This window comes from Acinetobacter sp. L-24 (assembly GCF_056857555.1).
Genome location: NZ_JBSXNI010000044.1, coordinates 310,364 through 335,791, shown reverse-complemented (window position 1 = coordinate 335,791; position 25,428 = coordinate 310,364). Strand labels below are relative to the sequence as shown.

The window sequence follows — 25,428 nt, the reverse complement described above, 5'->3', positions numbered from 1 at the left end:
TTTAGTTATAAAAAATCCCGCATTACGCGGGATTTTTTATAAGAAAGCAAAATTATTTAGCAATTTTTGCCAATAATTCTTCTTTCGAAATATTTACTGATTCAGCATCGCGGCGGCCTTTATATTCAAAAGTACCTGCATCCAAGCCTTTTTCACCAATCACAATACGATGTGGAATACCTGTAAGCTCAAGATCAGAGAATTTCACGCCCGGACGTTCATTACGGTCATCGAGTAACACGTCAAAACCTGCAGCTTGCAATTCAGCATAGAGTGCTTCCGCAGCTTCCATAGTTCTTGGAGATTTGTGCGCATTCATCGGCACAATGGCAACTTCAAACGGTGCAATGGCAGTTGGCCAGATAATGCCTTTCTCATCAAAGTTCTGCTCGATTGCAGAAGCCACCACACGCGTCACGCCAATACCATAACAACCCATTGTCACAGTGAACGGTTTGCCATCTTCACCCAAGACTTTACAGCCCAAAGCTTCAGAATATTTTTGACCCAACTGGAAGATATGACCCACTTCAATACCACGTTTGATTTGAAGCGTACCTTTACCATCTGGAGATGGATCGCCTTCAACCACGTTACGTAGGTCATAAACTTCAGTGAACTGTGCATCACGTTCCCAGTTTACACCTGTTGCGTGTTGATCTGCTGCATTTGCACCTGCAACAAAGTCAGACAATACCGATGCTGCACGATCAACAATGACGGTGATACCTTTTTCGACCAGACCTTGAGGACCGACAAAGCCAGCAGTTAAGCCAAGTGCTTGAAGTTGTTCTTCAGTAGCAAATGTCAAAGGCGCAGCAATTAAAGGATGTTTTTCAGCTTTAATTTCATTCAGTTCGTGATCGCCACGAAGGAATAATGCAACCACAGGTACATCTTGACCTTCTTCAGTCGCAACACCTTGAACCAATAAGGCTTTTACTGAATGAGCAGGATTGGTACCCAAGAATGCTGATACATCTGCAATGGTTTTTTGATTTGGTGTATCTACCAGTTTGAGTTCTTGTGTAGGTGCCGCACGCTCACCGACAAGTACTGCTTCTGCCATTTCAATATTGGCTGCATAGTCAGATTCAGTCGAGAAGGCGATATCATCTTCACCGCTTGAAGCCAGCACGTGGAATTCGTGAGAACCTGAACCACCGATTGAGCCAGTATCTGCTTGTACTGGACGGAAATCTAAACCAAGACGGGTGAAGATTTTGCAGTAGGCTGCATACATGTCGTCGTAAGTTTGTTGCAGTGATTCCTGATTGGCATGGAAAGAGTAGGCATCTTTCATGATGAATTCACGTGAACGCATTACGCCAAAACGTGGACGAATTTCGTCACGGAATTTGGTTTGTACTTGGTAAAAGTTTGCAGGCAATTGCTTGTAGCTTTTTAATTCGTTACGTGCAAGATCAGTGATCACTTCTTCATGCGTTGGGCCCAAAACAAATGGGTTGCCATGGCGGTCGTTGAAGCGTAAAAGTTCAGGACCGTATTGTACATAACGACTTGATTCTTCCCATAAAGATGCAGGTTGAGTCACCGGCATATAGACCTGAAGTGAACCGACTTTATCCATTTCTTCGCGAACGATCGCTTCAACTTTATTTAATACGCGAACGCCCATCGGCAACCAGGTGTATAGACCTGAAGCCAACTTACGAATCATACCGGCACGAAGCATCAGCTGATGGGAAATAACCTCAGCATCGTTCGGGGTTTCTCTTAACGTTGCAAATAAAAAGCGACTCGCGCGCATGGAAACTGTCCTAAAAAATTAAGCGTTAAAGCAGGGATTATACAATAAAAAATGAGGTGAGCATTTGGGAATGTCACCTCATTGTATTGCATTAAATTATGCCATGATTTTACGTGCCTGACGCAGTATAAAATTCTTAAAGTCATCCAGGTAAGTAAAGATCACCGGCACCACCACCAAGGTCAGCAGGGTAGAGGTAATCACGCCACCAATCACCGCATGCGCCATCGGTGCACTTTGTTCGCCACCTTCACCTAGCCCTAGGGAAAGTGGCACCATGCCCATGACCATGGCACTGGTGGTCATCAGAATAGGACGCAAACGGGTTTTACCAGCGGCAATAATTGCATCATAACGGTCTTCACCGCGGTCCATGGCCTTCTTGATGAAGTCGATCAGCAGAATCGCATTCTTGGTCACCAGTCCCATCAGCATGATAATGCCGATAATCGAAAATAGATTCATGGTGGAATTAAACAGGAATAAGGCCAGAAACACGCCAATCAGCGACAATGGCAGTGAGGCCATAATTGCTGCAGGATGAATAAAACTGTTGAACTGCGAACCGAGCACAATATAGATAAAGACAATCGACAGGGTAATCGCAGTCAGTGCATAACCTGCGGATTCTGCCATGTCGGCATTGGAGCCTTGAGTGTCGAAACTATAACCCGGTGGCATATCGAAATTTTCTTGCAAGCGGCTGATATCCATCCCGATGTCGCCTGCAGGACGTCCTGAAGTATTGGCCTCGACCAGAACTTCACGTGCCAGATCACGTCGATTAATCTGCGAGGCACCGAGTTTTTCTTCAAATTTGGCCACGCTCGAAAGCGGAACCAGAATTGGTTGATTATTGGCATCGGTTTTATTTGAGGTGATATACATATTCTGTAAATCGCTAGGCAAGCTGCGCTGGTCTTCGGTCAGGCGCAGATTCACATCATAGGTTTCACCTTTTTCATCCTGCCAGGTCGTGACATCATCACCGGCAATCAGCGGACGCACTACATTGGCAATCTGATTGACTGATAAACCTAAATCACTGGCCAAGACGCGATTAATCTGTACATCAAGAGTTGGCTTGGGTTCTTTTAATGAAGTTTCCAGATCGACAATGCCATTAATTTTCGCCATTTCCGTCATAAAGCGATCAGAAATTTTTTGCAGTTCATCCAGATCCGGGCCTTTGATCGAAATCATGATTGGCTTCTGGCCACCAGAAACGGTTTCATCGGCGGATGCCACCGAGGTAATGCTGATTCCTGCAACCGATTGTAGACGCTGGCGGAATTCATTATTCAGGTCATTCAGGGTCTTTTCACGTTCGGTACGCGGCGTTACAGTCACCCGTAAACTGACATGGTTTTTACCGCGGTCAGTTGCGCCATTAATCACCCCATAAGTGGCTTTGACATCCGGATGCTGACGAATAATCTGATCCACCTGCTGCAGTTTGGCTTGTGAATATTCAAGCGATGAATCGACCGGTGTTTCAAACTTGATCCGGATTTCGCCTTTATCCGGAACCGGTACAAATTCTGTACCAATCAGCTTGGATAAACCCAAAGCACCAAATAATGAAGCCGCAGCAATCATTAAGGTAATCAATCTGAAGCGCAAGGCCAGTTTTAATAATTTTTCATAGACATGGCTTAGATTGTCCAGCTTGCCGGAGATCCAGCTAAAGAAATGTTTCACCCGACCTGGTTTTTTGTTTGGATCTTTTTTCTTTTCTGCCCAATGTGCTGAGAGCATCGGGTCCAGGGTAAAGCTGACAAACATCGAGATCAGAACGGCCATACTTACCGTGACCCCGAACTGGTAGAAGAAACGGCCAATAATTCCGCCCATAAAGGCAACAGGCAGGAATACGGCAACAATGGTCAATGTCGTGGCCAGTACGGCTAAGCCAATTTCTTTGGTGCCATCGAGCGCGGCAGTGACATGATCTTTGCCCATATCGGCATGCCGGACAATATTTTCACGCACCACAATCGCATCATCGATCAACAGACCAATACTCAAGGACAGCGCCAGCAAAGTCATCATATTGATGCTAAAGCCAAAGGCCCAGATAAAGGTCAGCGTGCCCAAGAGTGCAATGGGCAGAGTCAAACCGGTAATCACAGTTGAACGGAAAGAACCCAGAAAAAGTAGGACTATCAGCACGGCCAGTACCGCACCTTCAATAATGGTGCGGGCTACATCGCCAATGGTGCCGCGGATACTTTTGGAGGAATCTACCACTACTTGTAAAGTAGTGCCTTGTGGAAGCTGCGCCTCAATACTTTCTAAAGTTGCGTAGCTCTTGTCTACTACTTCGATGACGTTTGCATCTGAACTACGCAAAATATCAATCGCTACTGCAGTTTTGCCATTCAGAAAAGCTGCGGATTCCAGCTCTGCCTGACTGTCTTGAATATTAGCCACTTGTCTGAGGAAAATTGGTATGCCGTTTTTATTGGCAATGACCAGATCGCCAAAAGCAAGGGGATGCAGCACTTTGGAATTGATTTCAATGACCAGTTCCGAATTACCCGATTTAAGCGTCCCCCCCGGGACTTCAATATTTTCGGCCTTTAAGGTATTGATCACGCTATCTACACCAATGCCAAAGGCTTGCAGTTTTTGCGGTTCCACCTGAATCCGAATCTGGCGCTGCGCATCACCAAGCAGATTGACCGTTCCCACCCCAGGGACTGTGCGCAGTTGTGGCACAATCCGCTGATCCAGATAAGAACTGAGCGCTTTTACATCCATATTGTCGGATTCAAATACGATCGACATCACCGCATTCGCCGTCGGGTCATAACGTTCGACAATCGGCTCCTGAATCTCATCACGAAATTCAGCAGTTACAGAAGCGATTTTATCCCGCACGTCCTGAGCTGCTGTGGTAGATGTCACATCCAGATTAAATTCAGTGGTGATGATGGACAGGCCTTCACTGGACTGGGAAATGACCTGTTTTAAACCGGAAATGGTATTGATCTGATCTTCAAGTTTTTTGGTAATTTCCGATTCAACCGTTTCCGGAGAAGCACCCGGATAGTTGGTATAAATCACCACAAAAGGGAAATCGACATCAGGGAATTCTTCAACGCCCATCCGCTGCCATGAAGCCAGCCCCAGCACCATCAGGCAGAACATCATCATGATGGTAAAAACCGGATACTTCACACTAATTCGGGTAAACCACATATCAATGATCCTGTGTGAATGGCTTTAGTTGGCGCGAAGGGTGACAGTTTTTTGCAGATCAGCTTCGCTAAACTTCACCCGGCTGACCTGATCACCATTTTCCAGTCCTTGAACCACAGCAATGTTATCGCTATAACGCTGTTCCAAAACCTGTATGTTGACCTTGATAATTTTATTCTGGCGAATTACCCAGACATAAGGTTTATTCTGAATGTCTTGAACAGTATCTAATGGAATCAGCTGGCCAGAAATCTGTTGTGGACTCAGAATGTTGCCTTCGACAAAGGAGCCGATACTTAGCGAGGGAATGGTTTCATTCGGCTTGGCAAAGAATTCGATCTGACGACTGGCCTGATCTGCAATTGGGGAAATCCGGCTAATTACGGCAGTGAGCCGATTTGGATTCCCTTGAATGCTGTATTCGACTTGACTGCCCAGTCTTAAGTCTGATTGCAGATCACTGGGTACGCGTGCCTGAATTTCCAATCGTTTTGGATCGACAATTTCAAACAGGGTTTGTCCAATCGCCACGGTTTGACCCGGTTCGACCTGACGTTGGGTAATCACGCCACTGATCGGGCTGGTCATGATGCCATCACGATCTGCTTTCTGGGCAATATCAACATTGGCTTGCTGGGCACGAACATTTTCCAGCTGTGCCTGATAGTCCACCTGACTTTGTTCATATTCTACTTTTGAAATAAAACCCTGATCGAGCAGGCGCTTTTTACGCTGCATCATATTGCGGGCCTGATTGGCTTGCGCTTGAGTTGAGGCCAGATTCGCACGTGCCTGTGCCAGACGGGCTGCATTGTCCTGATTATTCAGGCGTACCAGCACTTGTTCCTTGACAACTGTTTGACCTACCTGCGCGTTTACGCTGGTGGCAGTAGCAGAGACCTGTGCTTGTATGCTGCTTTGATTGACTGCACGAATGGTGCCGGTGAATGCAGTTTTTTGAACTGAATTGCCAGATTGAACTGCAACTAGATCTTGAGGAATGACTTCAATGGATTTGGGTATTTCGGTTTGCTGGACGGGTTCATTTTTATCACAAGCCACTAAAAACATATTTAAGCAAAGTGCACTCATGATCAGGATAGAGCGCGGGGAAGGCATATTTAAATCATGAGAATGCTGTGCAGTTTGCATAAGAGTCCTTTTAGCTGGCTGTGAATCAAAACCACAACCAGCTATTTGTATTTATTCAAGTGCTTTTAAACGGGCGATAATTTTGTCGTATTCTGCTTCCAGATTTCGATAGCGACTTTGTAAAGACTGAATATTTTCTTTTTGGGAAACGAGATTTTTCTGGTTGTTGTCTAGCATGGTTTTTAGATGTGCCGGTGTGGTTTTACCTTTACGTAAATATTCACGTTCCTGACGTACGAACATGACCCGATCTTTTTGCAGTTGCTTCATTTGTTCTTGCTGAAAATCAATCTGTTTTTTTAACTGGACCAGGCTATCGTTTTTTTTCTGTAAAGCGGTCTGGCTATTGCTATAAGCACGCTTGAGTTTATGATCTTCGGCAATCCGCTTAGCCTGTTGAGCACGCTGTGGCGCCTGTCTGATATCCGCTTCGGCATTATAAGGACGCGCACGTTTAATGACCTGCATATTCTGGTCAAGTGCTTCATAACCATAACGGATATGATTTGGTGTGACGTTAGTACTGATATTGGCCACACCCTTGCTGTCATAATAACGATACCAGGTGGCTTTTTGCGGGAGTTGGTTGCTACTCGCGCACGTTAAGCTCACCTGTAACAGTAGCAGCACAACAACAATGAATTGACCAGTCATTTTATTTTGATCAATGACAGCAAGTTTTCTTAAAAACTGACTCATCATTGGCTCCCCGAATTTAAAGTTGACTAAATTACTTATTTTAAAGTAATAATCTTGTTATATTAGACTTAAATTTATCAATAAAAAACTACCGTTAGTCAAAAAAAAACCAATAACGATAAGAAAATGTGAAGCTGTTATTAAAAATAAATGATTTTGTCTACTTGTGTAGAAAATGTTCATTGATAATACAAGTGACTTTATGTTAAAAATGTTTATCGATCGTAATAAAATAATCCTATGAGCCTTATGGCATATAGTTTCTAAAATGGGAAGGGTTAAACAAATGGACGATAAATTCCAAAATCTAAAAATTATGGTTATTGATGACTCAAAGACCATTCGTCGTACTGCGGAAACTCTTCTTCAACGCGAAGGTTATGAGGTCATTACTGCAGTAGACGGTTTTGAGGCTTTGTCAAAAATTGCCGAAGCAAATCCAGATATCGTTTTTGTAGATATTATGATGCCGCGCCTAGATGGTTACCAAACCTGCGCCTTAATCAAAAACTCTCAGAATTACCAGAATATTCCTGTGATTATGCTATCAAGTAAAGATGGCTTATTTGATCAGGCCAAAGGTCGTGTCGTGGGTTCAGATGAATACCTGACCAAACCTTTTAGTAAAGATGAATTGCTCAATGCAATCCGTAACCATATTAGTGCTTAATATTTGATTTTTTTGGGGAATTGGCATGGCACGTATCCTAATTGTGGATGACTCACCGACAGAAACTTTTCGCTTTAGAGAGATTCTTTCTAAACACGGCTTTGAGGTGATTGAAGCAGCCAATGGCGCAGATGGCGTCACCATGGCACAGGCAGAATTGCCGGACCTAGTCCTGATGGATGTGGTTATGCCGGGCGTGAATGGTTTTCAGGCGACCCGCCAGATTGCACGTGGTGCAACGACCAAACATATTCCAATCGTGATTGTGAGTACTAAGGATCAGGCCACTGACCGTGTATGGGGCAAGCGTCAAGGCGCAGCGGATTATCTAACAAAACCAGTCGATGAAAAACAATTAATAGATGTAATTAAGCAGCACCTCAATGCAGGATAAGCTCTATGGCAGCAAATGGATTTATCGAATTGCTTCGCATTGCGAAACGGGGGAATAAAAACTACGTTTCCAATGGCAATGAAGTTAACCGATGGTCGGGCATTGCTTTTGAGATGATGGGGCAATATTTTGTTGCCCCGCTGGGGGAAGTATCAGAAGTGATTTATCCCCCAGAATATACGCCGGTACCCAAGACGCAAGCATGGGTGTTGGGTCTGGCGAATATCCGGGGAAGACTGTTATCGGTTTCTGATCTGACGCAGTACGTATCAGGGCAAAGCAGTCAATTTTCACCGACTCAAAAAGTATTATGTATCAACCATAATGACCAGTATGTGGGTTTGGTCGTAGATCAAGTTTTGGGTATACAACATTTCAATAAGAAAAGTTTCTTTTCGAAGAAATCTGAATTGGATAAAAACTTACAAGAATATTGTCAGGGGTTTTTCCATCAGCACAACCAGCAGTGGCATGTGTTTTTATTCAGTCGTCTGTTGCAAAATCCAAAATTTATGAACGCATCTATAAAATTTATAAATTAAATGTCGCGCTCGAAACTAAGCAAGGCGTCAACCGGGGAGAGGCTGCATGGGCTTTAAACTTAAAAAGAAAAATACAGGTGAGAGCACTGGCCGCAAAGGCGGTAATGCTTTTTTAGCTAAGATTCAAACGCAAGTAGATCAGTTATCACGTGTCTTCGGTGATAGTGAGAAATCAAAACCGCTGATCTATGGAGCAGCAGGCTGTCTTTTAGCCGCACTGATCACTTTATTGTATCTTTTTTATAGTGTTCCACGTACCAACGAACTCACTCAAAGTCTGGGTGATTTGCGTCTCCTCTCGCAAACGATTTCGCGCCAAGCGACTGAAGCGACAGCTTCGGGTACGCCTGAGGCCATGAAGAACCTCACTGACTCGCAAAAAGCTTTTGCTGAAAATCTTGAGACAGTTAAAAGTATTCACTCTAACAATGATGCGTTGCAAGCTGTTGATAAACAGTGGACAGAAGTATCCAGCAGTATTGATCTGATTACCTCGCAACAAAAGATTATTAACCAGTTATACGACACCAACATCGCGATTGGTGAAGCGATTCCGGGGATTCAGGCGGAATATAACTTGATGGTCGACCAGATGGCACGTCAAGATATGCCATCGAACCAGGTGGTTATTGCCAAAAACCAGGTATTCATTGCAGAACGTATCTTACGTTCAATCAGTTTGGTACTGACAGGTAATGATGGTTCACGTGAATCTGCGGATGACTTCAGTGCCGATACCGAAACTTTTGGTTCTTATCTGAATGCACAGTTAAATGGTTCTGCTGAACTGGGTGTACAGCGTATTGCTGATCCAACCCTGCGTGAATCTCTGGAAGGCATCAAGGCTGAATATGATGACGTACTGGAATCTGCATCAGCGATTATTCTGAAAAACTCTACACAGATCGTAAAAGTTCGTCAGGCAGCCGCATCTATTTTTTCTCAATCTGATGTGCTTTTGGACAACCTGAATAAATTATCGGGTAACTCAGGTCTTAAAACGGTTGTTCCGGCAGTCCTTCTGATCGCATTATTAGTCGGTTTCTTGCTGTGTGTATTCAAGTTGCTTTCTCTGCGTGGCTTGTCGGATAAGCAGCGTGTAGGCCGTTTACAAGAAGAGTATGACCGTAACCAGAATGCGATTTTGCGCTTACTGGATGAGATTGCCGATCTTGCAGATGGTGACTTGCGTTCATATGCAACAGTATCTGAAGACTTTACTGGTGCGATTGCCGACTCGATTAACTTTGCGATCGATCAGTTACGTGACCTGGTATCGCGTATTACTGAAACTTCACAAGAAGTTGCGCAATACACCGCGACTACACAAAGCATTACCAACCAGTTAGCTGAAGCATCTGAGCATCAGGCACAAGAAATTGCCGGTGCTTCTGCAGCGATTAACGAAATGGCACTGTCGATTGACCAGGTATCTGCCAACGCCGATGAATCAGCAGTGGTAGCAGAGCGTTCAGTACAAATTGCTGCAAACGGTGCAGATGTTGTACATCGCTCAATTGAGGGTATGGACACGATTCGTGAACAGATTCAGGAAACTTCAAAACGTATTAAACGTTTGGGTGAATCTTCTCAGGAAATTGGTAACATCGTAGCCTTGATTAACGATATTGCCGACCAGACGAACATTCTGGCATTAAACGCAGCGATTCAGGCGTCGATGGCCGGTGAAGCAGGTCGTGGTTTCGCGGTCGTAGCCGATGAAGTACAGCGTCTTGCGGAACGTTCAGCTTCTGCAACTAAGCAGATTGAAGGCCTGGTAAAAACCATTCAAACGGATACCAACGAAGCCGTTATTTCGATGGAACAAACTACATCGGAAGTTGTACGTGGTGCGAACTTGTCTAAAGATGCCGGTGTAGCACTAGATGAGATTCAAACGGTATCGAACAACCTGGCGAAACTGATTGCGAACATTTCTGATGCTGCGAAACTACAGTCAGCATCTGCAGGTCATATTGCGACCACGATGAATGTCGTACAGGAAATTACCTCGCAAACCACCAGTGCAACCTTCGATACAGCACGTTCAGTATCTGAACTGGCAAACATGGCCGATGCATTACGTGAATCTGTATCTGACTTTAAACTACCAGAATAAAGTCAGACATGATGGGGAAATGTGTCTTGACCGCGGTTGAGACACATTCAGAAAATACAGATAAAGCCTCGACAAGATGTACTTAACTTCATACGTTAGGTATCGCGTGACGGTCACAATTAAGTTTGAGCGCCCTTCTTGGCGGCATAACGTAAGAAGCATGAGCTATGAAAGAAATATTAAAAAATTTAGTTGAAACGACAACGCTTCCTGAAGATAGTTATCTTGACCAAGATGCAGAAATTCTTGAAATTTTTGTTGAGGAAATCGAAGAGATCTTCGTTGAGTTAAATGCTTTATTTCCAGAATGGTTGAGCAATCCAGATCATCAAGAAAATCTGAAGACCATTCGCCGCCATTTTCACACCCTGAAAGGTTCAGGCCGCATGGTCGGGGCAAAATCGGCAGGGGAAATGGCCTGGGCGGTTGAAGATACCTTAAACCGGGTTTTGTCCGGTTCGATTCAGCTAACACCGACGGTACAGAAATTTGCCCAAGCGGTACTGAATGTCTATCAATATGCTTTATATCCAAAATTCAAACATGTACAGCAATTGGATCTCGATCTGCGTCCAATGGTGCTGTTGGGACAACAATTACAACAACAAATTTCGCCTGAACCTGCATTGGAAGAATTACTGGCATTGGCAGATCATTTGACCGCTGAAGGTCAGATGACAGGTCTTGAGCTTGCAGACAATGAGCCAAGTGAAGTTGAGCTAACAATAGCGCCAGTAGAAGTACCGGTTCGCAGTGATATCGAAGAAACTGTAGCGATCTTTATTGAAGAAGCAGAAGAGCATCTGGATACGATTGCTACCTTCCTTCGCACTGAAGATGAAAAATCACAAGATTATAATGCGCTGATTCGTGCGATTCATACTTTGCGCGGCAGTTCATCCATGGCGCAGATTGACCAGATTTTTGAGGCCAGCTCTAAAGTAGAGCATCTGTTCAAAACCCTGCTGCAAGATGAAATTGTCTCAACCTCAAAAGAAACTGCTTTACTGATTCAGTATGCCGAGTTTGTCAGTGACTATCTGCATTTGCTACGTCAGGGCAACACTGCAAAACTGGATGCGGTATATGCCACCTTTGAGCGTGTCTGGAATGATTATGGCTTTGCAGTTACTGAAACCAATAGTATTCAGACGCAAGGCTTGGTGTCCAAACTGGTTGAGCTGGATATTGATCTGTTATTGGATGCCGAGTTTGAATTTGATAAACGCGCCCAAGTCGATTATCCGGAATATATTCAGGCACTCAGCCAGCAGGCTGCGGAATTGCTGGCACATACAGAAAGCCGGGCAGCGCAGGGAATTCATGAATTCACTGCCGATCTGAAATCGGCTTATGATGCGCTGCTTGAAAAGCCAGTGCTGCTAAACAGCGATTATGCTTATGAACTGTTCGCACAGGCGCATCAGGAATTTATTCATTTATTTGATACCTTGGCCGCAGGACAGCGCGTCATTCTGAATGATGAAATTCAAAAAATACTCAGTGAACTGTCTGCATTTGTGCAGCAGGATCTGGAAATATTTGCTGAAGATAATACCAATCAGAATTTTGAGCTAAGCTCAGAGGCCACACAGGTGGCTGAAACTGTCGCGACTGGCAGTGTCGATTTTGCTGGCTTGAGCCAACGCATCGCTGCGGATCGTCAGCAGCAGCAAAGTGCTGAAACCAACCGTGATTTTGATGAAGAATTACTAAGTATCTTCCTGGAAGAAGCGGATGAATTGCTGGCAGGCATTGATGAAGATCTAAATACCTGGAGCAAAAAACAGGACGATACAACCTCGCTGAATAATCTGATGCGTCATTTGCATACCTTAAAAGGTGGTGCAAACATGATCGCAGCATCGCATATCGGTTTGATTGCGCATGAACTGGAAAGTATTTATGAGCGGGTGATCCGTCAGCAAATTGCCGTGACACCTGCTTTAATCCAGATTATTCGTCTGGTTCAGGACAACATTTCCGATCGTATTCAATCTATTCGGGAAGACGGTATTGATTATCCTGCACCAGAAGCGATTGCGATTCTGCAAAATATTCAGGCATTGGTTTCTGGACAAGCTGTTGCTGCTGTGGAGAGCGCGAACACTGGAGTTAAAGTTACAGAGGTCGAAGCGACATCAATTCCTGAACCGCAACTTGAAGAGTCAGCAACGACTGAACAGCCTGCAACTGATCTGGCTGAAGCTGAAGAATTACTGGAAATCTTGGAATCTCCTGAGGCCACTGAAGACACACCAGTAGAACGCTCTGAAGAAGACGAACTGAAATCGATTGTTGAAGAATCTTTCCTTGAAGAATCCGAAGAGATTCTGGCGAATGCCGAGAAACTCCTCAATCAATGGTTTGATCAGCGTAGTGACCGTAGTTTATTGCTGCAATTACAGCGTGCTGCCCACAGTATCAAGGGTGGTGCACGTATGATTGATGTTGAAGAAGTGGCCAGTATCGCCTATGAGCTGGAAACAACTTTCGAACAGTTTGCGGTCTATCAATTTAACTCGAATGCCTATGATGGCTTATTGCAGAAAACGCTGGTCTGGTTAAGACAGGCGATTTTCCAGCGTGACTATAACGGTTTTGAGCCGCTGCACAGCAGTCTGAAAAAGATTGCTTATGTGGATGTTACTGCGCAATTGCCTGAGCGTCTGGCGAAAACAGATAATCTGGTGGTCAGTACCGACTTCGGCTTTGTTGAAGGTGATGGTACTGAGCCGCCACAGATGATGGGTGAGTGGGCGAATAGCGGCACCAGCGATAGCAATAACGAGATGATCCGTATCTCTGCTGATCTGGTCGAGAAGATGATTGACCTGTCCGGTGAGAACTCGATTAACCGTTCGCGTATCGAGATGGACTTGGGCCAGCTGGGCAATACCTTGAACGAGATGGAATTGGCGATCAAGCGTCTTGCAGATCAGTTACGTCGAATGGAAGGCGAGCTGGAATCACAGATTATTGCCAAACACGGTTCAGAGAACTCGCGCTATGCTGACTTTGACCCGCTGGAAATGGACCAGTATTCGTCGCTCAACCAGCTGTCTAAATCACTGGCAGAATCTGCATCAGATTTGGTCGACTTCAAGAGTACACTGGCCGACAAGATTCGCGAAACTGAAGGTCTGTTATTGCAACAATCCCGTATTCAGGCCGAGATTCAGGAAAGCCTGATGCGTACCCGTCTGGTTCCATTTGATCGGATGTTGCCGCGTTTACAGCGTATCGTGCGTCAAACCTCGACCACCTTGAACCGTCCTGCAGAACTGATCGTACAGAATACCGAAGGTGAACTGGATCGTAACATTCTCGAGCGTCTGGTCACCCCATTTGAGCATATGCTGCGTAACGCGATTGACCATGGTCTGGAAGATACTGCAGATCGTATCGCACTGAACAAGCCGGAAGTCGGTTCTATTGTCTTGAACATCAGCCGTCAGGGAACCGATGTAATTGTGTCCTTTAGTGATGATGGTAAGGGGATCGATGCGGAGAAGATTCGTGAAAAAGCGCTGAGTCTGGATCTAATCAAAGCGGATCAAGTCATTGATCAGGAAGAAATCCTGCAATTTATCTTCCATCCTGGTTTCAGTACCGCGAAAGCAGTGACCCAGATTTCTGGTCGTGGTGTCGGTCTGGATGTGGTACAAAGCGAGATCAAATCACTGGGCGGCCATGTGTCAGTGAGCTCGGAACTGGGCAAGGGTACGGTCTTTACGATTCGCGTACCGACGACCGTAGCGGTCAGCGATGCCTTGATGGTGAAAGTGGGCGATCAGCAATATGCGATTTCTCTGGCGCAGATTGACCGAATTGTGCGTATTGCACCGACCACATTGGAAAGCTATTTCAACAGTAAAGATGACTATTTCAAGATCGATGGCGCAAACTATAAGCTGCGTTATCTGTCTGAGTTTGTTGGCAACCAGCCGATTCCACGTCTGAATAATGTTGGTCATTCATTGCCGGTGCTGTTGATTAAAGGTAATAGTGGTCAAACCATTGCCTTGCTGGTCGATCAGTTGGTCGGTTCACGAGCGCAGATTGTAGTAAAACCGATTGGACAGCAGTTTGCCAACGTCGGGGTAGTGGCCGGTGCCACGATTCTGGGTGATGGTCAGGTCTGTCTGATTCTCGATGGACAGAATGTTGCCCGCCAGATTCAGGCGACACAGCGTGTCAAACAGCTGAATGATCAGCGTGATGGTTCGCGTAATTCAAATGCACGTCGTCTGGTGATGATTGTCGATGACTCGGTGACTGTACGTAAAGTGACGTCGCGTCTGCTTGAACGTCAAGGCTATGATATTGTCACTGCCAAAGATGGTGTGGATGCGATCGAGCAGCTTGAAAACGTCAGACCGGATCTGATGTTGCTGGATATCGAAATGCCACGTATGGACGGTTTCGAAGTGACCAATCTGGTTCGTCACCATGATATTCACCGTGACTTGCCGATTATCATGATTACCTCACGTACCGGTGAGAAGCATCGTGAACGTGCATTCAGCCTAGGTGTAACACATTATATGGGTAAACCGTTCCAGGAAGCGGAACTGTTGGCCAATATCCAGCAACTGATTGCTGAAAAACAGAGGTAATATATGAGTCAGACCAATTCAAGCAATAAAATGGCTGATCAGATTAGCCAGCAGGAACTTCAGCATTTGATTACGGTATCGACCGGATTTGTTGATGCCTATATTATTGATTGTCATGGCAAAGATCCGATGTTATTGCCACAAAACATTGTCCTGTCAGCACTGGATAGCAATACTCAGGTCAAAACTGTAGAATGGCATGAGGCACAGTTACCGGTCTATGCAGTGAATGATCCGTCACGTCAAAATGGGGTGGCACTGGTGATTGAGGGGGATGAAATTACTCAGCGCTTTGCCCTGATGTGTAATGAAATGCCGAAAACCATCCGGATTCGTATTTCCGAAGTGGTCGATGTCGATCAGCCGGTGAATGATCCTGCCATCTTTCAATATGTGCGCATGAACGAACAGCTGTTCCATATTCCGAATATGACCAATATTCAGGCTACAATCGGGCTGTAATCCAGGCTATAAAATATAAAAAAGGAACTCCATGGAGTTCCTTTTTTATTGCGTTATGAATTTACTTAATTGGCAAGTAAATTCACGAGAATCTGCTCATAGATTTCAGCCAATGGCTCTAAGTCTGCAATATCGACATGTTCATTGATCTGATGAATCGTGGCATTCAATACGCCAAGTTCCAGTACCTGTGCGCCGGTAGGGGCAATAAAGCGGCCATCTGAGGTACCGCCCGAAGTCGATAGTTCAGTTTCAGTCCCCGTCACATTCAGAATGGCGGTTTTAGCTGCATTTACTAGTTCATCAACTGGCGTCAGGAAAGGCAGGCCAGATAAAGTCCAAGAAATGTCATAATCCACACCATGACGATCCAGAATTTCTAAAGTACGTGCTTTAAGTTCTTCAGCGGTCACTTCAGTTGAATAACGCCAGTTGCACAATAGGTTCATGGTGCCGGGAACTACGTTAGTTGCGCCTGTACCCGAATTGATATTGGAAATCTGGAAGGTCGTCGCCGGGAAATATTCGTTGCCATGATCCCAGACTGTGTCGCACAGTTCAGCAATGGCTTTGGAAGCGGTATGAATCGGATTCACGGCCAGATGCGGATAAGCCACATGACCCTGTTTGCCTTTTACAGTCAGGTTGGCATTTATTGAACCACGACGGCCATTTTTGACAATATCACCCAATGTATTGGTACTAGACGGTTCACCGACCAGACACCAGGTGATTTTCTCATTACGCGCTTCCAGTGTTTCAATCACTTTCACCGTGCCATTAATCGACGGACCTTCTTCATCTGAAGTGATCAGGTAGGCAATCGAGCCTTTATGGTCTGGATATTTTTCTACAAAACGTTCTGTGGCAACTACCATAGCTGCTAAAGCGGTCTTCATGTCGGCACTGCCACGACCATAAAGTTTGCCTTCACGGATTTCAGGTAAAAAAGGATCTGAGTTCCAGGCATCCAGATTACCGGTTGGCACGACATCGGTATGGCCAGCAAAACAGAAGACCGGACCTTCTGTGCCTTTGCGTGCCCAGATATTATCTACATCTTCAAAGCGCATGGATTCAATGTTGAAACCAATCTTCTTTAAACGTTCAGCCATGATGTTCTGGCAGTCATGATCAATCGGTGTGACAGAAGGCTGACGTAATAGTTGCAGGCTTAAATCGAGGGTAGCGGAAGAGCTCATACGGTATTCAACAGTCGATAATTTTTTCGGTTCTATAATAGGCGAATATAGACGTGAATGTGAACGACTGATATAAAAAAACCCTATCTGAGATAGGGTTCTGTGAGCGTTTAGGAAAAAACTAGTTTTGACGGATTTCGTCAGAGGTTTTTTCAGCAGTATTGGTTACCGCATCGCCAGCCTTAGACACATCTTTGCCCATGCCTTTTACGGTGTTACAGCCAGTCAATACAAAAGCCATCATTAATGAAGCAGCAAGAATTTTTTTCATCATCATCTCCGTATAATCAATAATAAAATTATTATGATGTGGGACTTAGAGTAGAAAATATACGCTCTAAAAAATATGTGGTTTTCATAGTGCTTCGGTTAATAAATGTAATGCTTTATAGGGGCTTATGCGATGGATGCTGGATCAGCACCGGATTGCGATACATATAAAAGTCATCACTATCGAGTTTTTTATAAAGTCCATCCGTCCACCAGATCGCAGCTGAACTGCTCGGCCGGGCTTGCGGATAAATCCATTCATGTCGTTGCAGACGATAGAAACCGTGCTGTGCAGCAGGAATATGCTGTCCCCATACGCCCAGCCGACGCTCGGTATTGATCCATGAGGGAATTGGCTGATCGGCATGATGTGTAGGCAAATACAGCTGTCCCTTGAGGACGCAAAACCGTCTTTGAATGGGATGCTGCAAAGCCTCATCAAACTGGAATTGTTTTTGTGTGAAATGTTTCATTTTTCTGATTAAAGTATCGGTGCGGTTTAGGCCATACCAATGCGGCAGGCTAAAATCTGCTTCGGCCAGATAATATTTCAATGCCACTTCCCAATGTTCAATCTGTCCTGTATCAGTATTTAATAGCAGAAAATCCAGCTCACCCAAGGTTTTGGCGCCTTCAATTTTTTGCAGACTATGGCCAAGCAGCCGATAGGGATGGTAAGCATCATCGAGCAACCAGAACCAGACCAGCATTTCAAAACGCAGCCCCAAACGTGTGCTTTTTAGTTGCTGTACAAATTCGATTAATTCTTTTGGATGCTGATCAAGAAATTCCAAGCGTGGATGATAATGGTTAAGATGTCGCTGCCAGGTCTGGCTGTCATGCAACTCAAAACGATGTATGAGCTCAAGTTCATCTGGAACATGGGACAGGATATTCGGACTGCCAACAGCAAATGCTAGCTGCCGCACCAGAGGATGTTGATGACGTTGCCATGCTTCTACAAGATTTTGGTTTAAATTGGAAAAGGGCATAGGACAACCTGTGAAAAGTGCAGAAATACAACGGACAGTATCGGAAAACGCTTTATACTACCTGAATTCTGCGGCTAGGGTTGATGTATGAAAGTGTTGTTTTGGCGAAGTCTGGTGGTGCTGTTTGTGATCCTGGGCTTTATCGGTGCAATCCTGCCGGGTATGCCAACAACGGTCTTTTTGATTCTGGCGGCTTGGGCGGCATCTAAAGGCTGGCCGCAAATGGATGACTGGTTATTGAATCATCCCAAATATGGTCCGACCTTAAGAGATTGGCGCGCGCACGGTACTGTACCGCATAAGGCCAAATGGTTGGCCAGTATCATGATGCTGATCAGCGGGATCATTATGCTGTTTACTACGGCACCCTTGGCAGTGAAAGCCTTTACCAATATTACGATGCTGATCGTCGCGATCTGGTTATGGCGACGCCCTGAACCGAATCAGATCATTATTCAGCAAAATACAGTCGACCCAGAAAAGACAGATTTACAAACTCCGCAATCTGTAGATAGCAAATTAAACCCTATAAAACCAAACAAAATAGAGTCTGAGAATAACAAGTCATGAGTACCTTGCATCTGGATCAAGCCGATATCCTGATTGATCTTGCCCAACAAAAACTGTATCTGCCCCGTCTAAACAAGCAATATCTGATTTCCAGTGGCAAAAATGGCATTGGCGAAACTGAAAATAGTGGCCAGACTCCTCGTGGATGGCACAAAGTCGCTGAAAAGTTTGGTCAGAATGCTCCCTTAAATAGTGTATTTGTCGCACGTCAGGTGACGGGTGAAATTTATAATCCCCAATTGGCAGCAGAATTTCCGCAGCGTGACTGGATCCTGACGCGCATTTTATGGCTGAGTGGCCTTGAGGCAGGTTTTAATCAAGGGGAGGGCTGCGATACCTATCAGCGTTATATCTATATTCATGGCACCCCAGAAACCGAAAAGATGGGAGAGCCGCTGTCGCACGGCTGTATTCGTATGCGTAATCCGGAGGTCGCTGAATTATTTGACCTGATCAGTGAAGATGCACTGGTTTATATCTCAGAACAGACATTAGATCTGGAAAAACTAAATGTTTCGAAAAGCGAATAAAAGTTAGATTTTAAGATCATGTGAAAATGATTTTGTTTTTATGGGCTGAATCTGCTTGATCTTGATGGAGACAGCAGAAAAGATTGATTAATCTGATCCAGATCCTATTTTCATGGCATAGAACAGGTTGAATCATCCTCTAAAGCTTAAATTTATCGCTATTTCCCACTTAAAAATAAATGACAGTTGCAAGATTACATGAACACAACGTCGAGTATTTTAAAGCTTTGTATAATCCTTAATCAGAATTGCAATATGTCGTGTGGTTAGACTGAAACTTCGCAGGGTAAAACACAAAATTTCGCTTCAATTTTCATTTTGAAAATTAAAAAATTTCGGTAGAGACTTAAAAAATAAACAAAAAGTGTTGTTTTTTTTAACAAACAACCTATTTTTTAATCACTCACACCTAAAAAGTGGAAAACATTCCGAAAAGCGTTTGACAGGCTGTGCAGATTCTCTATAATGCACCCATCAAACGATGATAGACGTTTAGAAAGGGCGCTTAGCTCAGTTGGTAGAGCGTCTGCCTTACAAGCAGAATGTCGGCGGTTCGATCCCGTCAGCGCCCACCAAGCTCTTTCATGTTGAGACCTTATAGTTGCAGCGGTAGTTCAGTTGGTTAGAATACCGGCCTGTCACGCCGGGGGTCGCGGGTTCGAGCCCCGTCCGCTGCGCCACTTTAAGATCTTGATTTTCGTTTGCCACAATAGCGACATTGTGTAAATGCAGCGGTAGTTCAGTTGGTTAGAATATCGGCCTGTCACGCCGAGGGTCGCGGGTTCGAGCCCCGTCCGCTGCGCCATTTATAGATAGACCTTTTGAGGGCGCTTAGCTCAGTTGGTAGAGCGTCTGCCTTACAAGCAGAATGTCGGCGGTTCGATCCCGTCAGCGCCCACCAGATTCTTTTGCGATGCAGCGGTAGTTCAGTTGGTTAGAATACCGGCCTGTCACGCCGGGGGTCGCGGGTTCGAGCCCCGTCCGCTGCGCCATTTCAAAAGAAATTAAATTGAGGTCCCTGAGCCTGAATTTAATAAACTAAAGATTGACACTCTTTATCAGGGCGCTTAGCTCAGTTGGTAGAGCGTCTGCCTTACAAGCAGAATGTCGGCGGGTCGATCCCGTCAGCGCCCACCAGATTCTTACGATGCAGCGGTAGTTCAGTTGGTTAGAATACCGGCCTGTCACGCCGGGGGTCGCGGGTTCGAGCCCCGTCCGCTGCGCCATCTTAAGATGAAAAGCTTGGATTTCTGAGATCTGAGTTTTCAAGATACCAAGACTACATTCCTTGTTGGTCTTGCGTCATTTAAAACAACGTTGTTGTTTTTCTCAGGGCGCTTAGCTCAGTTGGTAGAGCGTCTGCCTTACAAGCAGAATGTCGGCGGTTCGATCCCGTCAGCGCCCACCATATCTTCTTGCTTCAACTCGATTTATTCCTTAGAATCTGATTCTATTATAATAATATTAAGATTTCACGATTATGAGAAATCCCTATCAGCGCAAAGCCGCGACCAAATCCCAAAAAACTGCTTTCGATCCTCAACAGCTTTATAAGCAATATATTGAAGCCATTGTTGCCAATGCTGGCATTTTTGCACTCTACCAAGATGGCTGGGCCTTATGTGCCACGCCTACCGGACAACGCGCATTTGCCTGCTGGCAAAGTAAAGGTCTGGCTCGACTGCTGATTAAAGACAATTGGGCAAATTACGAGATTCAGGAAATTGGTCTTAAGGATTTTGTAGAGAAAGTCATTCCCTTTTTACGTCAGGAAAGTACCATTGTTTCGCTTGATCTGACCCCGGAAGGACAGAATATTCTGGTGGCACCGGAAAAATTATTACTCGATATTAAAAATTATCTGTATCAGATTTATGTGCAAAAACCTGAACTGTTTAAAAATCCGGATATGCCTTTGCCTAGGCAGATCCGTTTAAATTAAATTTATTGTTTTTAAAACAGCTTGTTTATTGGAACAATGAATATTCATTCAGTAGCCAGCCACTAATCAAAGCAAAATATTCGCGTAACCAGGAATTATAGCGAACATTCTGGGGTGTGCTGGCACTCAGGCTGATGACTTGTTGATAACCCTGATGTCTGGCAATGGCGCGAGCACGAGGGCTGTGAAAATCGCTGGTGACAATCGCAATTGGCTCATTTCGATCAATATGTTGCTGTTTTAATATTGCCTGAGAATATTGCAGGTTCTGTTGGGTACTCCTGCTTTGATCTTCTAGGCTAATGGGGTTGTTGAGCTGCGGATAGTTCGTATGGATATAACTTTGCATGACTTCAGCTTCGCTCTGTCTCTCCCAGAAATTTCGTCCACCGGTCATAATGATTAAAGTCTTCGGATATCGTTCTGCATATTTTGCTGCGGTATCCAGACGATTTTTTAAGATGGGTGAGGGCTGACCCTGATTAATACCACTACCTAATACTAAAATCGCTGCAGCAGGTCGTGCCGGAACAGTCGGGTTGATTGACATCTGGATATAAGCGAAGAAAGCAGCGACACTGATGATCCAGAATAGAAATCCGCCCCAGAGACTGTTCCAGAACAAGGTTCTGAATCGGGAATTCTGTTTCCAGCGCTGAATAGATGAAAAAAACAAGGCATACAGGATGAATGCCACCCCAATGAAGGTAGACAAGGCAATAGCAAAATGCCTCTGACCTTGGCTCAGTAACCAGACGCTATTGAGACATAGAATCAAGCCAAAGATCAGGCTAAGACTTCGTTTAAGTTGATTGAGCATCCAGAGTTCCTTTTTTCTTATTCATATTCTTATTATTGCTTTTGTATCTTCAATAAAAACCGGGCCATTGAGCCCGGTTTTTAGCATATCAGGTTATCTTAATATACATCACGGCGATAACGTCCATCCAGACGTAATTGATCTAGCATTGTTTCACCGAGAATCTCGGTCAGGGCCTGATCCACATCGCTGGCCATACCATTGATGCTACCACAAACATAAATCACCGCACCTTGTGCAATCCAGGCTTTTAGTTCTTCAGCCTGTTCACGCAGTTTATGGTGTACATAGACTTTTTCCTGCTGGTCGCGCGAGAATGCAAGATCGAGACGTTTCAGGGTTCCCATTTGCAGCCAGGCCTGAATGGTTTCTTCAAAGAAGAAGTCATGTTCACGCTGACGTTCACCAAAGATTAGCCAGTTCTGGCTATAGTCCTGACGGTTACGCGCACTGAGCAGACTTAATAATCCCGCAATCCCGGTACCATTACCAATACAGATAATCGGGCGGTTGTCATCAATCAGGTGGAAAGACTCATTGCTGCGAATACGCAGTGCAATGGGTGCATTAAGCGCTGAATGTTGAGTCAACCAGCCGGAACCCAATCCCAGATTACCACTAGCATCGGTTTGCTGACGTACCACCAGACGTAAAACCTGCTGGCTTGGAATACTGGCAATGGAGTATTCACGTGTTGCCAAAACCGGTAATTGCGTGAGGAGCTGATCCAGAGAATCAAAAGGTTCAGCCTGAGTCAGATCACGATCCCAGAGTGCCTGTTCAATATTCTGTTGCATAGAAGGTACTTGTGTACCCGCTGCTATCTGGTGCTTTTGCATAAATGCATAAATACGTTCTGGGCTATTTCCTGGCTGAATCTCGGCAATATCACCTGCTTGCCAGATGGCTTCATGTTCAGGGGTCAGTTCGATATTGAAAGCAGGCGCACCCAGACTACCCGGATTGAGGACTTCACGTTTACTCAAACTCCAGCGATCAAAGGTCTTATCGATACTCATCGCTTGTAGCTCAAGTCGAGTGACTTGTGCCAGTGCAGTATTCCATTGCTGGATATGCTCGTTATTGGCATTGTCGACTTCAATTGTATTGAATAGCTGCTGGGCACCATTCTGTTTTAACCACTGATCAATACGGTGACCAAAACTGCAATAGCTGTCTGGATATTCCTGAGAACCTAAGGCCAATACCGCATAACTTAAATGGCTGAGATCAGCTTGTGCAGACAGGATTTTTTTCTCAAAAGAAGAGGCCAGATCTGGCGCTTCGCCTGTGCCATAGGTGCTGGCAACAAATAATACCTGTTCGGTTTGCTGTAAATCGGCAAGCGTCAGTTGTTGTACCGGCTTCACTGTTGCCGGTTGACGTGCTTCCTGCAGGGCAGTTGCTGTACGCCAAGCCAGTTGCTCAGAAACCCCTGTTTGTGAGGCATAAGCAATGAGCCACGGTTTAGCATTTTCATTCAGGTTCACTAAAGTCGCACCCTGACGTGCTGCGAGTGTTAAGCGTTTCTGTTTGCGACGTTTCAGATAGAGCATCCAGCCGGTCACAAAGAACAATGGCATTAACAAGGCTGCGAGCATGGTAAAGAACTGGTAGATCGGACCGAAAAAGCTGCCACGATGCACCGGTAACATGCTGCTCATGATTTTTTCGTTGAGCTTTTTATCTTCATACAGCTCGACTTCGCTAAATTCTATTGTCTGGTAATTATAAGTAGCACTGTTTCGTGCACGCTCATGTTGAGCGATCGGATCCACAAAGCTCAGCTGCATTTCGCCATCCGGTTTTTTTGGAAGGTTAAACGTTACGGTAGAATACTTATCTGAAAATTCAGTGTTAAAGCCAATCCAGCTCTGGTCTAGTGCACGGACAGTAGTTTCAGGGCTGAGACCTTCGCGTGCTTCACCTTCAGCACGTGGGCCACGTTCGCCGCCTGGATGTCCTTCACCACGGTTATTGCCGGCATTGGCCTGCATTTCCGGTTGCGGACGCTCTACACCCAGTACCTTAAACATGCCATTGCGCCACCAGTCATAAGACCAGTACAGGCCGGTACAGGCTAAAATCAGGTAAAAAATCACCACCCAGGTTCCCACAACAGCGTGCAGATCCCAGATAAAATTACGGCCTTTCAGCTGAGGTTTTACAAAGAACCATTGCTTGATCGAATGACGTTTCGGCCAGCGCAGGTATAGACCTGACAAGACAAAAAAGATCAGCATCAGGGTACAGGCACCGGTAATCTGTTTACCTACTGGACCAACCGTCAAATTACGATGCAGTTGCTGAATAAACTGGAAAAACTCCCGACCCTTAATCTCTGGTAAGACTTCCGCAGTATACGGGTTGATCATGATGTTCTGACCACGCCGTGCGCCTTCTTTAGCGACATTCACGGTACTCGAAGCACTTGGATCTTGTGCCACGGTAATACTGTTGATCTTCATGTCAGGCGCAGTACGGTTAAAGTGCTGATACAGCTCGGCAGGCGTGAGTTTGTCACGTTGCTGAACCTGAACCGTATAACTGTCGCTATTCATCCATTTTAATATTTGTTGTTCATAGGAATAGATTGCGCCAGTGACCCCCATTATCGAGAGGATTAAACCTGCTGTAATCCCCAGAAACCAGTGGATTTGGAAAAATGTCTTTTTAAACATGGTCGTCAGATTAAGGGTGAGATCTATAAAAGTGGCAAAATTATAACTGAAGTTTAAGCTCGAATTATAGGTGTTGAGGATAATATTTATTCTCATTATCATTTATTGTTTTGAGATTAAAAAAACCTCCATGCCGGGACAGGAGGTTTTTCACTGAAGAAAGAACAGTTTAGATTTGTTTTGCTGCGCCGACTTCTGCTTCCAGATGCTTGCGAATCGTGGCGAAAGAGAAGTTTTTGCTGTCCAGACGTTTCGGCAGGATATATGCACCTTGCTGGCCTTTTACCTTGAAATTGACCAACATGAATTCTGGTGTGTTGTACCATTCATAGATGTCTTTCCAGCTAATCGCCCCAACACCTTCTTGCATGCCCATTTTCTGACGCATCACGATGCCATGTGGTTGTACGCCCAGGCGAACACCTTTGATTTCCTGTACCGGAAATTCATTCATCTTGCGTTTAACATACCATTCCAGACCAAAGGTACGGATCAGGTAATACAACACCACACAGACAATGGCCACCCAGCAGAACACGGTAGAATAGTTCTTCAGGAGCAGAATGCCCAGAATAGAAAGTGCAACAACAGCACCCATGATCAGCCATGCTTTCATGCCAATTTTATTGGTACTACGCCAGATCACCAGCTGAGCATGACGCTGCTCGGCTTCTGAAATTTCATAGTTCACAGGCTGGAGGGTATAAGCGTATAAATTTTTCGCGGTCATAGTGAAATTAGCAGATTTTAAACTGTAAAAAGTTTAGCACTAATTGTACCAATTCAGTG

At 45.0% G+C, this 25,428-nt stretch carries 18 protein-coding genes, 8 tRNA genes and 1 pseudogene; 17 read left to right on the top strand and 10 right to left on the bottom strand.

Annotated elements, in window-relative coordinates:
* Positions 1–52: 52 nt before the first annotated feature.
* From AC13CK_RS13195 to AC13CK_RS13180, 4 genes are all read right to left on the bottom strand, one after another.
* Positions 53–1,771, bottom strand: a complete 1,719-nt coding sequence (locus tag AC13CK_RS13195; RefSeq protein WP_044111484.1) for a proline--tRNA ligase — start codon at positions 1,769–1,771, stop codon at positions 53–55.
* A gap of 96 nt (positions 1,772–1,867) precedes the next feature.
* Positions 1,868–4,975, bottom strand: coding sequence for an efflux RND transporter permease subunit (locus AC13CK_RS13190; protein ID WP_044111486.1), 3,108 nt, complete (start codon positions 4,973–4,975; stop codon positions 1,868–1,870).
* A 24-nt stretch (positions 4,976–4,999) separates the two neighbouring features.
* Positions 5,000–6,127, bottom strand: coding sequence for an efflux RND transporter periplasmic adaptor subunit (locus AC13CK_RS13185; RefSeq protein ID WP_364482127.1), 1,128 nt, complete (start codon positions 6,125–6,127; stop codon positions 5,000–5,002).
* 51 nt (positions 6,128–6,178) lie between these two features.
* Positions 6,179–6,826: a hypothetical protein gene (locus tag AC13CK_RS13180; RefSeq protein WP_425878959.1), complete on the bottom strand. Its 648-nt coding sequence runs from the start codon at positions 6,824–6,826 to the stop codon at positions 6,179–6,181.
* 286 nt (positions 6,827–7,112) lie between these two features.
* Between AC13CK_RS13180 and pilG the strand changes: the two genes are divergently transcribed.
* From pilG to AC13CK_RS13150, 6 genes are all read left to right on the top strand, one after another.
* On the top strand, positions 7,113–7,496 hold the full coding sequence (gene pilG / locus AC13CK_RS13175) for a twitching motility response regulator PilG (protein WP_004280711.1): 384 nt from the start codon (positions 7,113–7,115) through the stop codon (positions 7,494–7,496).
* A 25-nt stretch (positions 7,497–7,521) separates the two neighbouring features.
* Complete coding sequence (locus AC13CK_RS13170; RefSeq protein WP_004280710.1) at positions 7,522–7,890, top strand: response regulator; 369 nt, start codon at positions 7,522–7,524, stop codon at positions 7,888–7,890.
* Positions 7,891–7,895: 5 nt separating this feature from the next.
* Positions 7,896–8,432, top strand: coding sequence for a chemotaxis protein CheW (locus AC13CK_RS13165; protein ID WP_004280709.1), 537 nt, complete (start codon positions 7,896–7,898; stop codon positions 8,430–8,432).
* Between the two features lie 46 nt (positions 8,433–8,478).
* Positions 8,479–10,551 (top strand): methyl-accepting chemotaxis protein, encoded by a 2,073-nt coding sequence (locus tag AC13CK_RS13160; RefSeq protein ID WP_005106253.1) that lies wholly within the window; start codon positions 8,479–8,481, stop codon positions 10,549–10,551.
* Between the two features lie 167 nt (positions 10,552–10,718).
* Positions 10,719–15,170 carry a hybrid sensor histidine kinase/response regulator gene (locus AC13CK_RS13155; protein ID WP_425878731.1) on the top strand — a complete coding sequence of 1,484 codons (4,452 nt, stop codon included), beginning with the start codon at positions 10,719–10,721 and terminating at the stop codon, positions 15,168–15,170.
* Positions 15,171–15,173: 3 nt separating this feature from the next.
* Positions 15,174–15,632: a hypothetical protein gene (locus AC13CK_RS13150; protein WP_425878733.1), complete on the top strand. Its 459-nt coding sequence runs from the start codon at positions 15,174–15,176 to the stop codon at positions 15,630–15,632.
* Between the two features lie 65 nt (positions 15,633–15,697).
* Here AC13CK_RS13150 and dapE read toward each other — a convergent pair whose 3' ends face one another.
* From dapE to AC13CK_RS13135, 3 genes are all read right to left on the bottom strand, one after another.
* Positions 15,698–16,834 carry a succinyl-diaminopimelate desuccinylase gene (gene dapE / locus AC13CK_RS13145; protein ID WP_425878735.1) on the bottom strand — a complete coding sequence of 379 codons (1,137 nt, stop codon included), beginning with the start codon at positions 16,832–16,834 and terminating at the stop codon, positions 15,698–15,700.
* A 121-nt stretch (positions 16,835–16,955) separates the two neighbouring features.
* Positions 16,956–17,108 (bottom strand): entericidin A/B family lipoprotein, encoded by a 153-nt coding sequence (locus AC13CK_RS13140; RefSeq protein WP_004280704.1) that lies wholly within the window; start codon positions 17,106–17,108, stop codon positions 16,956–16,958.
* Positions 17,109–17,220: 112 nt separating this feature from the next.
* Complete coding sequence (locus tag AC13CK_RS13135; RefSeq protein WP_425878737.1) at positions 17,221–18,096, bottom strand: DUF1853 family protein; 876 nt, start codon at positions 18,094–18,096, stop codon at positions 17,221–17,223.
* Positions 18,097–18,183: 87 nt separating this feature from the next.
* On the opposite strand from AC13CK_RS13135, the pseudogene AC13CK_RS13130 reads away from it, so the two are divergent.
* The 11 genes and pseudogenes from AC13CK_RS13130 to AC13CK_RS13080 all read left to right on the top strand — a co-directional run.
* Positions 18,184–18,537: pseudogene (locus AC13CK_RS13130) on the top strand (YbaN family protein); the annotation flags it as partial.
* Positions 18,538–18,662: 125 nt separating this feature from the next.
* On the top strand, positions 18,663–19,196 hold the full coding sequence (gene elsL / locus AC13CK_RS13125) for a cell wall-recycling L,D-carboxypeptidase ElsL (protein WP_004280701.1): 534 nt from the start codon (positions 18,663–18,665) through the stop codon (positions 19,194–19,196).
* Positions 19,197–19,695: 499 nt separating this feature from the next.
* Positions 19,696–19,771 (top strand) — tRNA-Val (locus AC13CK_RS13120).
* 28 nt (positions 19,772–19,799) lie between these two features.
* A tRNA-Asp gene (locus AC13CK_RS13115) sits at positions 19,800–19,876 on the top strand.
* Between the two features lie 48 nt (positions 19,877–19,924).
* A tRNA-Asp gene (locus AC13CK_RS13110) sits at positions 19,925–20,001 on the top strand.
* A gap of 20 nt (positions 20,002–20,021) precedes the next feature.
* A tRNA-Val gene (locus tag AC13CK_RS13105) sits at positions 20,022–20,097 on the top strand.
* 14 nt (positions 20,098–20,111) lie between these two features.
* Positions 20,112–20,188, top strand: a tRNA-Asp gene (locus AC13CK_RS13100).
* Positions 20,189–20,257: 69 nt separating this feature from the next.
* Positions 20,258–20,333 (top strand) — tRNA-Val (locus AC13CK_RS13095).
* Positions 20,334–20,345: 12 nt separating this feature from the next.
* Positions 20,346–20,422, top strand: a tRNA-Asp gene (locus tag AC13CK_RS13090).
* A gap of 106 nt (positions 20,423–20,528) precedes the next feature.
* Positions 20,529–20,604: transfer RNA gene (locus AC13CK_RS13085), tRNA-Val, on the top strand.
* Between the two features lie 72 nt (positions 20,605–20,676).
* Positions 20,677–21,138 (top strand): DUF2750 domain-containing protein, encoded by a 462-nt coding sequence (locus AC13CK_RS13080; protein ID WP_005104048.1) that lies wholly within the window; start codon positions 20,677–20,679, stop codon positions 21,136–21,138.
* Between the two features lie 25 nt (positions 21,139–21,163).
* Here AC13CK_RS13080 and AC13CK_RS13075 read toward each other — a convergent pair whose 3' ends face one another.
* From AC13CK_RS13075 to AC13CK_RS13065, 3 genes are all read right to left on the bottom strand, one after another.
* Positions 21,164–21,958: a YdcF family protein gene (locus AC13CK_RS13075; RefSeq protein WP_005104046.1), complete on the bottom strand. Its 795-nt coding sequence runs from the start codon at positions 21,956–21,958 to the stop codon at positions 21,164–21,166.
* A 98-nt stretch (positions 21,959–22,056) separates the two neighbouring features.
* Positions 22,057–24,639, bottom strand: coding sequence for a PepSY domain-containing protein (locus AC13CK_RS13070; RefSeq protein WP_425878739.1), 2,583 nt, complete (start codon positions 24,637–24,639; stop codon positions 22,057–22,059).
* Positions 24,640–24,808: 169 nt separating this feature from the next.
* On the bottom strand, positions 24,809–25,369 hold the full coding sequence (locus tag AC13CK_RS13065; protein WP_004280696.1) for a YcxB family protein: 561 nt from the start codon (positions 25,367–25,369) through the stop codon (positions 24,809–24,811).
* Between the last annotated feature and the right edge of the window lie 59 nt (positions 25,370–25,428).

What these genes read in the sequence shown, in the direction of transcription:
- AC13CK_RS13195 (WP_044111484.1), bottom strand. Translation starts at nt 1,771, where the DNA reads ATGCGCGCGAGTCGCTTTTTATTTGCAACGTTAAGAGAAACCCCGAAC.
- AC13CK_RS13190 (WP_044111486.1), bottom strand. Translation starts at nt 4,975, where the DNA reads ATGTGGTTTACCCGAATTAGTGTGAAGTATCCGGTTTTTACCATCATG.
- AC13CK_RS13185 (WP_364482127.1), bottom strand. Translation starts at nt 6,127, where the DNA reads ATGCAAACTGCACAGCATTCTCATGATTTAAATATGCCTTCCCCGCGC.
- AC13CK_RS13180 (WP_425878959.1), bottom strand. Translation starts at nt 6,826, where the DNA reads ATGAGTCAGTTTTTAAGAAAACTTGCTGTCATTGATCAAAATAAAATG.
- pilG (WP_004280711.1), top strand. Translation starts at nt 7,113, where the DNA reads ATGGACGATAAATTCCAAAATCTAAAAATTATGGTTATTGATGACTCA.
- AC13CK_RS13170 (WP_004280710.1), top strand. Translation starts at nt 7,522, where the DNA reads ATGGCACGTATCCTAATTGTGGATGACTCACCGACAGAAACTTTTCGC.
- AC13CK_RS13165 (WP_004280709.1), top strand. Translation starts at nt 7,896, where the DNA reads ATGGCAGCAAATGGATTTATCGAATTGCTTCGCATTGCGAAACGGGGG.
- AC13CK_RS13160 (WP_005106253.1), top strand. Translation starts at nt 8,479, where the DNA reads ATGGGCTTTAAACTTAAAAAGAAAAATACAGGTGAGAGCACTGGCCGC.
- AC13CK_RS13155 (WP_425878731.1), top strand. Translation starts at nt 10,719, where the DNA reads ATGAAAGAAATATTAAAAAATTTAGTTGAAACGACAACGCTTCCTGAA.
- AC13CK_RS13150 (WP_425878733.1), top strand. Translation starts at nt 15,174, where the DNA reads ATGAGTCAGACCAATTCAAGCAATAAAATGGCTGATCAGATTAGCCAG.
- dapE (WP_425878735.1), bottom strand. Translation starts at nt 16,834, where the DNA reads ATGAGCTCTTCCGCTACCCTCGATTTAAGCCTGCAACTATTACGTCAG.
- AC13CK_RS13140 (WP_004280704.1), bottom strand. Translation starts at nt 17,108, where the DNA reads ATGATGAAAAAAATTCTTGCTGCTTCATTAATGATGGCTTTTGTATTG.
- AC13CK_RS13135 (WP_425878737.1), bottom strand. Translation starts at nt 18,096, where the DNA reads ATGCCCTTTTCCAATTTAAACCAAAATCTTGTAGAAGCATGGCAACGT.
- elsL (WP_004280701.1), top strand. Translation starts at nt 18,663, where the DNA reads ATGAGTACCTTGCATCTGGATCAAGCCGATATCCTGATTGATCTTGCC.
- AC13CK_RS13080 (WP_005104048.1), top strand. Translation starts at nt 20,677, where the DNA reads ATGAGAAATCCCTATCAGCGCAAAGCCGCGACCAAATCCCAAAAAACT.
- AC13CK_RS13075 (WP_005104046.1), bottom strand. Translation starts at nt 21,958, where the DNA reads ATGCTCAATCAACTTAAACGAAGTCTTAGCCTGATCTTTGGCTTGATT.
- AC13CK_RS13070 (WP_425878739.1), bottom strand. Translation starts at nt 24,639, where the DNA reads ATGTTTAAAAAGACATTTTTCCAAATCCACTGGTTTCTGGGGATTACA.
- AC13CK_RS13065 (WP_004280696.1), bottom strand. Translation starts at nt 25,369, where the DNA reads ATGACCGCGAAAAATTTATACGCTTATACCCTCCAGCCTGTGAACTAT.